At 66.6% G+C, this 13,274-nt stretch carries 10 protein-coding genes; 3 read left to right on the forward strand and 7 right to left on the reverse strand.

Annotated elements, in window-relative coordinates:
• Positions 1 to 130: 130 nt before the first annotated feature.
• Complete coding sequence (locus tag QCE88_RS01900) at positions 131 to 1,432, forward strand: solute carrier family 23 protein (RefSeq protein ID WP_309898704.1); 1,302 nt, start codon at positions 131 to 133, stop codon at positions 1,430 to 1,432.
• A 51-nt stretch (positions 1,433 to 1,483) separates the two neighbouring features.
• Here QCE88_RS01900 and QCE88_RS01905 read toward each other — a convergent pair whose 3' ends face one another.
• Positions 1,484 to 3,151, reverse strand: coding sequence for a Na+/H+ antiporter (locus QCE88_RS01905; RefSeq protein ID WP_309898706.1), 1,668 nt, complete (start codon positions 3,149 to 3,151; stop codon positions 1,484 to 1,486).
• A gap of 387 nt (positions 3,152 to 3,538) precedes the next feature.
• On the opposite strand from QCE88_RS01905, the gene QCE88_RS01910 reads away from it, so the two are divergent.
• Entirely contained in the window at positions 3,539 to 4,858 is a 1,320-nt protein-coding gene (locus tag QCE88_RS01910; protein ID WP_309898708.1) for an EAL domain-containing protein, read from the forward strand.
• An 18-nt stretch (positions 4,859 to 4,876) separates the two neighbouring features.
• Here QCE88_RS01910 and QCE88_RS01915 read toward each other — a convergent pair whose 3' ends face one another.
• Positions 4,877 to 8,455, reverse strand: a complete 3,579-nt coding sequence (locus tag QCE88_RS01915; protein ID WP_309898710.1) for an indolepyruvate ferredoxin oxidoreductase family protein — start codon at positions 8,453 to 8,455, stop codon at positions 4,877 to 4,879.
• Positions 8,456 to 8,702: 247 nt separating this feature from the next.
• On the opposite strand from QCE88_RS01915, the gene QCE88_RS01920 reads away from it, so the two are divergent.
• Positions 8,703 to 9,347, forward strand: coding sequence for a glutathione S-transferase (locus QCE88_RS01920; RefSeq protein ID WP_309898712.1), 645 nt, complete (start codon positions 8,703 to 8,705; stop codon positions 9,345 to 9,347).
• A 36-nt stretch (positions 9,348 to 9,383) separates the two neighbouring features.
• On the opposite strand, the gene QCE88_RS01925 is transcribed toward QCE88_RS01920, so the two are convergent.
• The 5 genes from QCE88_RS01925 to QCE88_RS01945 all read right to left on the reverse strand — a co-directional run bounded on the left by QCE88_RS01925 (position 9,384) and on the right by QCE88_RS01945 (position 13,201).
• Positions 9,384 to 9,629, reverse strand: coding sequence for a hypothetical protein (locus QCE88_RS01925; protein ID WP_309806962.1), 246 nt, complete (start codon positions 9,627 to 9,629; stop codon positions 9,384 to 9,386).
• Between the two features lie 50 nt (positions 9,630 to 9,679).
• Positions 9,680 to 9,901, reverse strand: coding sequence for a hypothetical protein (locus QCE88_RS01930; protein ID WP_309898714.1), 222 nt, complete (start codon positions 9,899 to 9,901; stop codon positions 9,680 to 9,682).
• A gap of 77 nt (positions 9,902 to 9,978) precedes the next feature.
• Positions 9,979 to 10,890 (reverse strand): carbohydrate kinase, encoded by a 912-nt coding sequence (locus QCE88_RS01935; protein ID WP_309898716.1) that lies wholly within the window; start codon positions 10,888 to 10,890, stop codon positions 9,979 to 9,981.
• A 5-nt stretch (positions 10,891 to 10,895) separates the two neighbouring features.
• The gene (locus QCE88_RS01940; RefSeq protein WP_309898718.1) at positions 10,896 to 12,149 is read right to left on the reverse strand and encodes an AGE family epimerase/isomerase; all 1,254 of its coding nucleotides are present in this window, start codon (positions 12,147 to 12,149) and stop codon (positions 10,896 to 10,898) included.
• Complete coding sequence (locus QCE88_RS01945) at positions 12,146 to 13,201, reverse strand: LacI family DNA-binding transcriptional regulator (protein ID WP_309898720.1); 1,056 nt, start codon at positions 13,199 to 13,201, stop codon at positions 12,146 to 12,148. Before QCE88_RS01945 ends, QCE88_RS01940 begins: the two co-directional genes overlap by 4 nt.
• Positions 13,202 to 13,274 lie beyond the last annotated feature (73 nt).

Consider the following 13,274-nt stretch of genomic DNA (forward strand, 5'->3'; position numbering starts at 1 on the left):
GCAGGCGACGCCCAAACGGCCGTATCATCGGCTCGCTTGCCACTCGACAGCCCGCTCCGTACACTCGCGCCTGATTTTTCATCAGTGCGCCGCACGGACGGCGCTTCATCGCCGCACAGGAGGCCCGCCGATGTCCGATTCCTTCTTCCCCCGCTGGCCGGTCCAGCCCGATGCCCGCGAGGGCCGCGTGGTCGCGCCTGACGAGCGTCTGCCCTGGCCGCAGATGATCGCGATGGGCGTGCAGCACGTCGTCGCGATGTTCGGCTCCACCGTGCTCGCGCCGCTCCTGATGGGCTTCGATCCCAATCTGTGCATCTTCATGTCGGGCATCGGCACGCTGCTGTTCTTCGTGCTCGTCGGCGGGCGCGTGCCGAGCTATCTCGGTTCGAGCTTCGCGTTCATCGGGCTCGTGATCGCGGTAACGGGCTACGGCGGCCATGGGCCGAACCTGAACATTCCGGTCGCGCTGGGCGGGATCATCGCGTGCGGCGTGGCTTACGCGATCATCGGCGTGATCGTCGCGGCGGTCGGCACGAAGTGGATCGAGGCGCTGATGCCGCCGGTGGTGACGGGTTCCATCGTCTGCGTGATCGGGCTGAATCTCGCGCCGATCGCCGTCAAGGGCGTTATGGGCAGCAGCTTCGAGTCCTGGATGGCGCTGGTCACCGTGCTGTGCGTCGGCGCGGTCGCAGTGTTCGCGCGCGGCATGGCGCAGCGCCTCCTGATCCTGATCGGCCTCGCCATCGCGTACCTCATCTATGCGGCGCTGACCAACGGCATGAGCATGGGCAAGCCCATCGACTTCGCGGTGGTCGCGAATGCGGCCTGGTTCGGCATGCCGCACTTCACCGCGCCTGTCTTCGAGGCGCCCGCGATGACCCTGCTCGCGCCCGTCGCGATCATCCTGGTCGCGGAGAATCTCGGCCACATCAAGGCGGTCGGCGCGATGACCGGCAAGAGCCTCGACCCGTACATCGGCCGGGCGTTCATCGGCGACGGTCTCGCGACGATCGTTTCCGGCTTCGCAGGCGGCACCGGCGTGACGACCTATGCCGAGAACATCGGCGTGATGGCGGTCACCAAGATCTATTCGACGCTCGTGTTCGTGATCGCCGCATTGTTCGCGATCGTGCTCGGTTTCTCGCCGAAGTTCGGTGCGCTGATCCAGACGATTCCGGGTCCGGTGCTGGGCGGCGTGTCGATCGTCGTGTTCGGGCTGATCGCGGTGACGGGCGCGCGCATCTGGGTGGTCAACAAGGTCGACTTCTCCGACAACCGCAATCTGATTGTCGCGGCGGTCACGCTCGTGCTCGGCACCGGCGATTTCACGCTGAAGCTCGGCGGTTTTGCGCTCGGGGGAATCGGGACCGCTACGTTCGGCGCGATCATTTTCTATGCGCTGCTGCGTCGGCGCGGGGCGGGCGTGGTCTGAGCGCTTCCACGGCCGGCCAGCGCGACCTCCAGAAAAAGGCGGGCCGGCGCCTCAACCCGCCGTCCCCCGCTTCCGGTTCACAATCGCCGTCTCCGACAAATCCACTTCCCGCAGCAGCTTGTTCAAGGTCTCGTCGTTGATGTCCTGCGCGGCGCGCAGCCGGAGCAGTTCGGCCCGCTCCGCGCGCAGCGCCGCCATCTTCAGCCGCGTCTCCATCAATTCGCTTTTCTTCGCGGCCACGCGCGGCGCTTCGTCTTCGCCGAGCGACTCCAGCCTGCGCCGGTACATGCCCATCACGCGCGCGGTGGAATCGGCGCAGCGCGCGGACGCAGCCGCATCCATCTCCTCGATCATTTCGTCATGACTTTCGTCGATGGCGCGAATCGCCGCCTGCGCCGCGCGGCGGCGCGCCATGCGTTCCTCCGCCGCGTGCGGATTGCGTTCGCGCTCGATCCCGCTCAGCATCACCGGCAGCCCGATCACCGCGATCAGCAGCGACACCAGGATGACCGCCGACGCAATGAAGATCGCCAGATCGCGTCCGGCGAGCGGCGTGCCGTTGTCGAGCGTCACCGGCAGCGAGAGCACGCCCGCGAGCGTCACCGCGCCGCGCACGCCGCTGATCGTCGTCAGCGCGAGCGTCCGAAAGCCCGGCTCGGCGCTTTCGAGTCCCTGCTTCGCCGTCCGGCGCGCCGCGAGCCAGCGCAGCGAATACACCCACACGAAGCGCAGCGCATACAGCGCGACCAGGGTAGCGAGCACATAACCGAGCAGCAGGCCGACCTGCGCGTTGCCGTCGCGATGCGCCTCGATCAGCGCCCGCCCGAGGATGTGCGGAAACTGCAGGCCGAGCAGGATGAAGACCATGCCGTTGAAGACGAACTCGATCATCGTCCAGGTGCTCGTCATGCGCACCCGCACCGCGCTCGGGATGCTGGGCCGCAGGCTCTGGATGTTCATCACCATGCCCGCCGACACAGCCGCCAGGATGCCCGAGCAGCCCGCGCGCTCGGCGACGACATAGGCGGCGAACGGAATCAGGATGGTCAGGATGACGCCCGCGGCGGGGTCGTCGTCCTCGGAGAACTTGAGCAGGCGCGCGGGAATCTCGGTGACGGCCCAGCTGATCACCGCGCCAATCGACAGCCCGCCCGCCGCGATGATGAAGAAGCTGACGGTGGCGTCGCGCATCGAGAATACGCCGGTCAGCGCGGCGGCGATCGCGAATTTCAGCGCGACGAGGCCGGACGCGTCGTTCATCAGCGCCTCGCCTTCGAGGATGTTCATGAGGCTGGCCGGAATCCGCTTGCGTCCGGCAATGCCGGTCAGTGCGACGGCATCGGTCGGCGAAAGCACGGCGGCGAGCGCGAAGGCGACGGGCAGCGGCATCGACGGAATCATCGCGTGGAGAAACCAGCCGAGCACGCCGACGGTGATGAACACGAGCCCGAGCGCGAGCATCAGGATCGCGCGGCGCTGCAAATAGAGCTCGCGTTTCGGAATGCGCCAGCCGTCCGCGAACAGCAGCGGCGGGATGAACAGCAGCATGAACAGTTCGGGGTCGAAGGTGACGTGCAGCCCGAACGTCGGCCAGGCGAGACACGCGCCGATCGCGATCTGGATCAGCGGCAGCGGCAGCTTGACCGGCAGCAGGCTCAGGCCGAGGCCCGACAGCGCCACGGCCAGCAGCAGGATGAGGACGGTAAAGACGATTTCCATATGTGCGCTACAGCACGACGCCTGCGCCCGGCGGGCGCGCGCGGCGTCTAGCATTGACTCGATGAGCCGAAAGTTTAGCCCGTGCGTGCGCGAGAGGCAGCGACGGGGGCCACTTCGGCCTTTGCACCGATACGGTGCGGTTGCACGACAAATCGCCTGCCGACGGTGCATTCCAGACGCAAAAGCACGACGAAACCGGCCGCGCTCCGAGCATGGAGCTTGCTTTAACGAGAGCCACGGGACACCGAGACTCCCGACGAGATCATCGAGGGCTGTTCTTATGAAGACGTTACGGGACGGATCCGCCAAGGGTCCGGTGGCATCAACGACGCAAGGCACGCGCAGGTCGAGCGCGCTTCGCCGAACGCAGCAGGCGAGGGTATCGACATGGTGATCGCAAACCCCGAGAAGTCGACGATTTCCGCACGCAGTTTCGAACTGGGCGTGATGTCGGGTTTCGACCGTTATTCGGTCGAGCATGGCGGCTTGACGCTCTCGAGCGTGTTCCAGCCGGTCTTCAGCCTGTCGCACATGCGCGCGGTCGGCTATGAAGGCCTGCTGCGCGCGCACGATGGCTTCGATCGGCCGGTGTCGCCGCTCGACGTGTTCGGCCAGGCATCGCGCGTCGGCGAGGCGTTGCAAATCGACCGGCTCGCGCAGGCCCTGCACCTCGAAAACTTCAAGATGCTCGGCGCCCAGACCGAGTGGCTGTTCCTCAACGTGCATCCCGGCGCGCTGACCGAGCCGTACCACGCCGCCGCGCTGATGGCGAACCTCAAGCGCCTGCACATCGAGCCGCGCCGCGTGGTGCTGGAAGTGCTGGAGCAGAGCGCGGAAGACATCGAGCGGCTCGCGCTCGCCGTGCAGCAGTTCCGCGAGCAGGGCTTTCTGATCGCGCTCGACGACTTCGGCGCCGGGCACACCAACATCGAGCGCATCTGGCAACTCGATCCGGATATCGTCAAGCTCGACCGCGTGATGCTGTCGCACGCCGGCCATAACGTGCATGCGCCGCTGTCGCCGCGCTCGCTCAAGCAGCGGCAGAACATGGAAGCGGTGCTGTCGGGCATCGTGTCGCTGCTGCACGAGGCGGGCAAGCTCGTGTTGATCGAAGGCGTCGAGACGGAGCATGAAGCGCAACTCGCACTCGCCAGCGGCGCCGACTTCGTGCAGGGCTTCTTTTTCGCGCGGCCGCATCCGGGGCTCGCGGACGGCGCCCACGCGCAGACGGTGATCGGCGAGCTGACGGAACGCTACCGCTTGCAGACGGAAGCGCGCGAACGGCGCGTCGCCACGCGGCTGCAACCGTATATCCGCGCCTTCGAGCGCGCGGCCGAACGGCTCGCCGCGGGCGAGCCGCTCGACGAAGTCTGCTGGAACTTCCTGGCGCTCGACAACGCCGCGCGGTGTTTCCTGCTCGACCAGAACGGCAAGCAGAGCGGCCGCAATGTCGTGCTGCGCGCAGACCGCGCGGCGCACGAGGCGCGCTTCCTGCCGCTGATCGACGCGCAAGGCGCCAACTGGCTGCGCCGTCCGTATTTCCGCGCGGCGCTCGGCGACCCGGAGCGGGTCCACGTGACGAAGCCGTATCTGTCGATCAACGAGGCGATGCCGTGCGTCACGCTGTCCGTGGAGACGCGCTCCGGGGGGCGCCGCTGCGTGCTGTGCGGCGACATCGACTGGTTGCCCGACGATCTCGCCGACTGAGCACGCGGCTTATGTCGCTTACTTCGCCACCACGACCGGAATGCCCTTGAGCGACGCCGCGCCCTTCATCGTTTCGATGGCGTAGCGCACGGCGTCGCCCGTCGCTGCCTCGATACCGATGCGTGCCGCCACGTCACGCTCGCTGCGCTTGACCATCGCGACATTGGCCAGCTTCACGTGACCATAGCCGCGCACGCGTTCGTACAGTGAGGCAAGAGCTTGCACGTCCTGGGCGTTCGCGCCGTCGAGCCGGGCCAGCGCGCGCGTCATGGTGATCTCGAAGTCGTCGGCCAGACGGCGTTCCATGCGGCGTTCGAGCGTCCGGCCGAACACATCGAGCGGCGTGCCGCGCAGCATGCGCAGCTTCGCAAGGCCGCCGAAAACCGGCCACATCCACTGGCCGAACACCTTCTTCTTCGGCACGCCGCCATGCACCGCGTGCGACAAAGTTGGCGGCGCGAGATTGAACTTGACGGTGTAGCTTTCGCCCGCCGTGCCTTCGAACTGCGCGGCCAGCGCGGCGCGGAACGACGGGTCCGCATGCAGGCGCGCCACCTCGTACTCGTCCTTCACCGCGAGCAGCTTGTAGAACGAGATCGCGATGGCACGTGCCAGCGCTTCGTTGCCCGCCGCCGCATTCACCAGCTTGCGGAAACGCGCGACGTATTTCGTGCCGCCGTAGGCGAGCAAGCGCTCTTCGCGATCGCGGACGAGTTCCGGCAGCGACATCTGTTCCATCGTCACGTGCGGCGCGCTCACCTGCGCGGTCAATGCTTCGAGCGCCGTTGCGTCCGCGGCCGCCAGACGGCCGATGCTAAACGCCAGCTTGTTCGCGCCGACCGCGACGTTGTTCAGTTCGAGGGCACGCATCAGCGCCGCGAGCGAGAGCGGCACGAGGCCGAGTTGCCACGCGAAGCCCAGCATCAGGATGTTCGCGCCGATGGTGTCGCCGAGGAAGCGCTGCGCGAGCGCCTGGGCATCGCAACTGCGCATGGCATCGTGCGCGCCGGGACCGGCTGCGTGGCGCAGCTTGTCGAGCAGGGCGTCCGCGTGAAGACTGGCTTCGGGGTTCTGCACGAAGGTCGCATTCGGAATCGCGTGCGTGTTCACGACGAGCTTCGTGCGGTCGTGCCGCACCGTCTGCAAGGCCTCCGGACTTGCGCCGACCACCAGGTCGCAGGCGAGCAGCAGGTCGGCCTGCTGCGTATCGATGCGCACCTGGTTGAGCAGCGCATCGGTGGCCGCGAAGCGCACGAACGACAACACCGAGCCGCCCTTCTGCGCAAAGCCCATGAAGTCGAGCACCGACGCGCTCTTGTTTTCCAGATGCGCCGCCATGCTGATCAGCGCGCCGACCGTCACGACGCCGGTACCGCCGACGCCCGTCACGAGAATGTCGTAGGGCGCGTCGTCGAGCCGGGTTGCGGGCGGCGTCAACGCTTCGACGCGGCGCGCGAGTTCCGCCGGATCGAACGCGTGGCCTTCAGCCTTCTTCAGCTTCGCGCCTTCGAGCGTGACGAAGCTCGGACAGAAGCCGTTCACGCACGAATAGTCCTTGTTGCACGACGACTGGTCGATGCGGCGCTTGCGTCCCAGTTCCGTCTCGACCGGCTCCACCGACAAACAGTTCGACTGCACGCCGCAGTCGCCGCAGCCTTCGCAGACGGCTTCGTTGATGAACAGGCGCTTGTCCGGATCGGGAAATTCGCCTTTCTTGCGGCGGCGACGCTTTTCCGCCGCGCAGGTCTGGTCGTAGATGAGCACGGTCACGCCGGGCGTGTCGCGCAGGCGGCGCTGGACCTCGTCGAGCTGGCCGCGATGATGGAAGGTCGTGCCGCGCGGAAACTGGTCCTCGTGACCCTGGTACTTCTCCGGTTCGTCGCTTACGACCATCAGCAGCGCAATCCCTTCCGCTTCCACCTGACGCGCGATCTGCGGCACGGAAATGCTGCCGTCGACCGGCTGGCCGCCGGTCATCGCGACGGCGTCGTTATAGAGGATCTTGTAGGTGATATTGGCCTTCGCCGCCACCGCCTGACGGATCGCGAGAATGCCCGAATGGAAGTAGGTGCCGTCGCCGAGATTCTGGAACACGTGCGGCGTTTTCGTGAACATCGAGTGCGATGCCCAGTCCACGCCTTCCCCGCCCATCTGGATCAGGCCGGTCGTGTCGCGCTCCATCCACGACGCCATGAAATGGCAGCCGATGCCCGCATGCGCAATCGATCCTTCCGGCACCTTCGTCGACGTGTTGTGCGGACAGCCCGAGCAGAAGTAGGGCGTGCGCTTCACGGCGTCGGCGACATTCGAGAGAATCTGCGGCGCGACCAGATCGACCACCTTGTCGCGGCGATCCAGCGCGGGCTTGTGGTGCGCGAGCCATTGCGCGAACACCGGCAGCACGCGCGACGGCCGCAGTTCGCCCAGCGCGCTCAGCAGCGCGGCGCCGTCCCGTGCATGCTTGCCGATCACCACCGGGCGCGCGCCGTCGGTGCGGTTATACAGATGCTCCTTGATCTGCTGCTCGATGACCGGTCCTTTTTCCTCGATCACGAGCACTTCGCTCAGGCCGTCGACGAACTGTTCGAGACGCGTGGTTTCGAGCGGATACGACAGCCCGACCTTGTAGATGCGCACGCCGGCGGCGTCGAGATCGGCGACGGTCAGGTCCAGGCGGCGCAGCGCTTCCATCAGGTCGAGATGCGCCTTGCCGCAGGTGACGATGCCCACGTTGGCGCGCGCACTCGGCGCGATCCACTTGTCGATGCTGTTTGTGCGCGCGAAGTGGCGCACTGCGTCGAGCTTGGCGGCGAGGCGTGCTTCGATCGTCAGGCTCGGCAGATCCGGCCAGCGGTTGTGCAGGCCGCCGGCGGGCGGCGTGAAGTCGGCGGGAGCGGGCCAGTCGCGGCGGACGGCGTCGAGATCGACGGTCGAGCCGGATTCCACCGTCTCCGAAATCGCCTTGAAGCCGACCCACGCGCCCGAGAAGCGCGACAGCGCCCAGCCGTACAGGCCGAACTCCAGCATGTCCGCAACGTTCGACGGATTCACCACCGGCATGTGCCACGAGATCATCGTCTGGTCGCTTTGATGCGGCATCGACGACGACACGCAGCCGTGGTCGTCGCCCGCCACGACGAGCACGCCGCCATGCGGCGACGAGCCGTAGGCGTTGCCGTGCTTGAGAGCGTCGCCGGCGCGGTCGACGCCCGGTCCCTTGCCGTACCACATCGCGAACACGCCATCGACGGTGCGCTCCGGGTCGGACTCCACGCGCTGCGTGCCGAGCACCGCGGTGCCGCCGAGTTCCTCGTTGATGGCGGGCAGAAAGCGCACGTCGTGCGACGCGAGCAGTTTCTTCGCCTTCCACAGTTGCTGGTCCACCATGCCGAGCGGCGAGCCGCGATAGCCGCTGATAAAGCCGGCCGTGTTCAGGTTCGCGGCGCGGTCCTGTTCGCGCTGCATCAGCACGAGGCGCACGAGCGCTTGCGTGCCGGTCAGGAAGATGCGGCCATGCGTGGCGCTCAGGTTGTCGCCGAGCTGGTAATCGGACAGCGCGGGAGTCAGGCAGGCATCGGCGGGGACGCGAGCGTTCATGGAATCTCCGGTCTCGTTTTGGTATGTGGGGCGATGCGTCATTCTTTGCCGCCGAAAGCGGAATGTTTTTGCGCACTGTCCGGGATTCGGCCGGAATCGGGAAACAGATGGAGCAAATGCCGGCGATGCGAGAGAAATCTTCTCGATCTGGCGCGCGTGCGCGTTAACCCGGATCTTTCAGACCACGTGTGAGAGAGTTTTGGGACTACCCTGAACGACACTGAAACCAGCGAAGAAGACGAGACCGATGAAGCTCTACTACTGGCCGAAGACGCGCGCCTTTCGCGCGCTGTGGATGCTCGAGGAAATGCGCGTGCCGTACGAACTCGAGTACGTGAACATCCGCGCGGGTGCGCAGAACGGCCCTGACTTCAACCGCGTCAATCCGATGTCGAAACTGCCCGCGCTCGAGGACGGCAGCGTGCGGGTGGCGGAATCGGGCGCGGTATTGCTATACCTGGCGGATCGCTATCCGGAAAGCGGCCTGGGCGTGCCCGTCGACGATCCGGCGCGCGGCCGTTTCCTGCAATGGATGTTTTTCACCGGTTCCTGCCTGGAACCCGCGATGGCCGAGCGCATGACCGGCGCGCCGGGCAACACGGTGAGTTTCGGCTGGGGCGACCTGGTGCGGGTCGAGCACGCGATCGAAAGCGCGCTGGAGGAAGGACCGTGGCTGCTCGGCGAACAGTTCACCGCCGCCGATGTCCTCGCGGCAAGCACGCTGCAGATCGCGCTGGTCGCGAAACTGATTCCGCCGGAAGGCGTGCTGTTCGAGTATGTCGAGCGCTCGCTGGCGCGCGAGGGTCATGAGCGTGCGTCGGCGATCGATCGCCGCGAGGCCGCGCGGCTCGCGCCCGCTTCTCAAGCGGGCGTGGCGCACGCGTCACGCTGAGCGGGTCGCCGTGCGTGTTTGCGCGCGGGCTGAAGATCAGGGAAAGGCGCGTGGCTTCGGAATGCCCGCGCCGGCTTCGATATCCGCAACGCCGCGCTGATGCGCCAGCTCGACGGCTTCGGCACGATCAACCAGCCCTTCGTCGCCGCCCACTGTCTGCCACGCCTGCACCGCCTTGTCGTGATGGCGGATCTCGTACTCCGCGTCCCAGCGCGAGCCTTGCAGCTCGACCGGCCGCACGTGGATCGCATAGACGCCGTATAGGAAGATCTGCTCCGGCATGGTGTCCTCCATTGCAGTGAGCGGGCGCAAGACCAGGCGCCGCCTGACCGCTACAGTTCGATTTCCCCGAGGATGCGGTGCGCGAGCGCGCGCGCTTCATCGAGCGCTTCTTCTTCATTGCCCGAGGCGGCTTCCACTTCGTAGAGCGTCGCCTCGGTGTCCTCGCCGTCGTCGCGCGTGAGCGAAACGAGGCCCTGGAACTGACCGTCGTCGATGGCGCGCACGCCGATCTTCGCGGTGTAGATGCCTTTCGTGTAGGTGGTGTCTTCCATGGTGGATACGCCTCCGGGCAAGGACGAAACCATGCTAGCACGCAGCCATGTAACGCGTACGACGCCCACTTGCCGCTTTATTTCAGCAGCGCTTCGACTTCGTCGAGCGTCGGCGAATGCGCGCCGGAATGACGGCAGGCCGCCGCGCCCGCCGCGAGCGCGAACTTCAGATGCTCCGGCCAGTCGCCGTGGCGTGCCATCAAGCTGTAAAGCAATCCGCCGATGGACGCATCGCCGGCCCCGACCGTATCCGCCACTTCCACGCTCGGCGGACGCGCGCTGAATTGCTCGTCTCCGGCGTAGAGCGTGGCCTGCGCGGAGCCGCGCGTGACGAGCACGGTGGCGTGCGGATTCATCGCGCGAATTGCGGCGAGCGCATCCGGCTCGGACTTGTCCTTGAACAGCATGTGCAGGTCTTCGTCCGACACCTTGATGAGGTCCGCGAGGCCGGCCATGTTGCGCAGGATCGGCTCGTAGCCGTGTTCCATCAGATTGCGGTAGTTCGGGTCGAAGCTGATCTTCACGCCGTGCTCGCGCAACTGCCGGGCGAGCGCCGCCAGCGTGGCGCCGAGCGGCTGGCGCACGAGGCTGATGCAGCCGAAATGCGCCCACTTCACCCGCTCCATCCACCCTTGCGGCAGGCGGGACGGATCGAACGCGAGATCGGCGCCGTTCTCGCCCATGAAGTAGTAGGTCGGCGGCTGCGTCTTGTGGACGATGGCCAGCAGCGGCGGGCGCTCGACGCGTTGCATGAAGCGCATGTCGAGGCCGGATGCGACGCTGGCGTCCCACAGGTCGTCGGAAAAGTTGTCGGTGCCGAGCGAGCCGGCGCAGGCGGTCGGCAGGCCCAGGCGCGCGACCGCGCGGGCCACGTTCCAGCCCGCGCCGCCCGGACGCGAGAGCCAGCTCGACACGTCCGTGCGGATCATGTCGGTGAGGATGTCGCCGGCGGAGACGAATTGCGGAAAGGTGCTGTGCTCGCTTGCCATCGATTTCACCGTGAATGTTGTGACGGGGCGAGCGCGTTCAGCACTTCGTAGCACGCGCCCATGGTGTGATAGTCGGTCTTGCCGGCCGGACTTTTTTCGTCGCCGTACTTGCGGTTGTCGCAGGTCAGGATGCGATACCACGCGCCGTATTCGTGATCGACGAAATGCTGCCAGCTGTAGCGCCAGAGTTCGTCGTAGCAGTCCCAGAAACGCTCCCGGCCCGTGCGCGCGCCGAGCAGCGCCGCCGCCGCGAAGCTCTCCGCCTGGACCCAGAAATACTTGTCGTGGTCGCAGATCGTGTCGTCGGGACCAAAGCCGTAGTACAGGCCGCCGTGCCGGCTGTCCCACGCGCGGTTGAAACCGGCGTCGAACAATTCGACCGCGCGCGGCGCGAGCCACGGCAGCGCACGATGCCGCTCCAGAATCAGCAGGAGCTTCGCCCATTCCGTCTGATGACCCGGCTGGAAGCCCCACGGACGAAAGATGTTCGAACTGTCCGACTCGTTGTAGTGCCAGTCCACCGACCAGTCGGGCCGGAAGTGCTCCCACACGAGTCCGTTCGACAGCCGCGCCTGGCGCAGCGTGATATTGCCCGCAATCTTCTCGGCGCGATCCAGGTAGACCACGTGGCCGGTCGCCTCGTACGCGGCCAGCAGCGCCTCGGTCGCGTGCATGTTGGCGTTCTGCCCGCGATAGTCGGAAAGACGCCAGTCGGGCGTGGCTTCGTCGGCGTACAGGCCGGCGTCGGCGTCCCAGAAACGGCGTTCCATCAGCGCGAAGGTTTCATCGATCATCGGCCGGGCTTCGTCGATGCCCGCCATCGCCGCGTGCGCGCACGCCAGCAGCACGAAGGCCATGCCGTAGCAGTGCCGCGTGCCGTCGAGGGTGCGTTTCTGGCCGTCGCGCCACTCGATTTCCCAGTCGTAGCCTTCCAGCGCCGCGTCCCAGTGCGCTGCGCGCAGGAAGCCGAACGCGTGTCGCGCGTCGTCCTGATAGCGCGCGTCGCCGAACTGCCGGTAAGCCATCGCATAGTTGAAGACGAAACGCGTGCTGCTGACGAGGTGGCGCGTCGTGTGGTTGTAGACGCTGCCGTCGTCCTTGAAGAAGTGGAAGAAGCCGCCGGACGGGTCGCGGGCGTGGGGCGCGTAGAACGCGAGCGTGTCGCGCACGTGCGCGAGCAGGAAGTCTTGGCTGCGAAAGTCGATCGCGCGTTCTGCCGGCGCTGCTTCCGCGAGGGCGGGTGAGGCAGTCATGTTCATGGCGTGCTGATGTCCTGGTTCGCGTGCTGTCTTGATGCCGGTTTCCCCTGAGGGCCCGCGCCGGAACTCGCGCGCGGGATGAAGTCGACTGCGACGAGCGTGTCGGCCTGATTCGGCGGCCCCGACGTATCCTCCAGCAGCAGCTCGACGCCGCGGCGCCCGAGTGCTTCCTTGTCGATGGCAACAGTCGAGAGCGGCGGTGTGCTCTGCGCGGCGGCGGGAATGTCGTCGAAACCCACGAACGCGATGTCTTCCGGCACGCGCAGGCCATGAGCGACGCAGACACGCATTGCCGCGAGGGCCGCTGCATCGTTATAGGCGAAAACGGCGTCGGGCAGCGGCGCGGATTGCACACGCGCGTCGGCGATCAGGCGTTCCATGGCGTCGGCGGCGGCGAGATCCGCCGGCAGGCCGGGCTGGGTCATGATTTCGAGCATCGGATCGAACAGGAGACCCGCGTCGAAATAAGCCTTGCGATACCCCAGCGCGCGCTGCGCGATGCTGTGATGCGCGAGCGATCCGCCAATGAACGCGATGCGCCGCCGTCCGGACGCGAACAGATGCTGCATCGCGAGCGAGGCGCCTCGGGCGTTGTCGATATTGACGGAGCGGAAACCCGGCGCGCGCAGGTCGATGAGCACGGTCGGGCGCGCGAGCGCATGCAGGTGCGCGAGCAATTCCGGCTCGACGAAACCCGCGACCGCGATGGCGTCGGGCGCATGAAGCCGCATCTGTTGCGCGAGATCCTGGGTGGGGCCGGCGGTGAGCACGGACGGCACCAGCCGACGTTCGCGGCAGGCTTCCTCGAAGCCGTTCAGCACGTGCGAGAAGAACGGGCTGACGGCGAAGTTGTTGTGTTGCCGGTGCAGCAGGAAGGTCACGCGACGGATGCGTGTGCGCAATTGCGCGGAGTCGTAGCCCAGTTGCTGTGCCACTTCGACGACGCGCACGCGCGTGGCCTCGGACAGCCCGGGTTGGTTCTTGAGTGCGCGCGAAACGGTGCCGATTGAGACGCTGGCGGCGCGTGCGACATCGCGAATGGTGGTGGCCATCGTAGTGTTCCTGTCTCCGCTATGCCGGCGTCGCTTGGTGTGTGCGGTGTTTATCGCGACTGCCGGATTATTC

It is taken from the genome of Caballeronia sp. LZ035, from assembly GCF_031451175.1.
GTDB lineage: Bacteria > Pseudomonadota > Gammaproteobacteria > Burkholderiales > Burkholderiaceae > Caballeronia.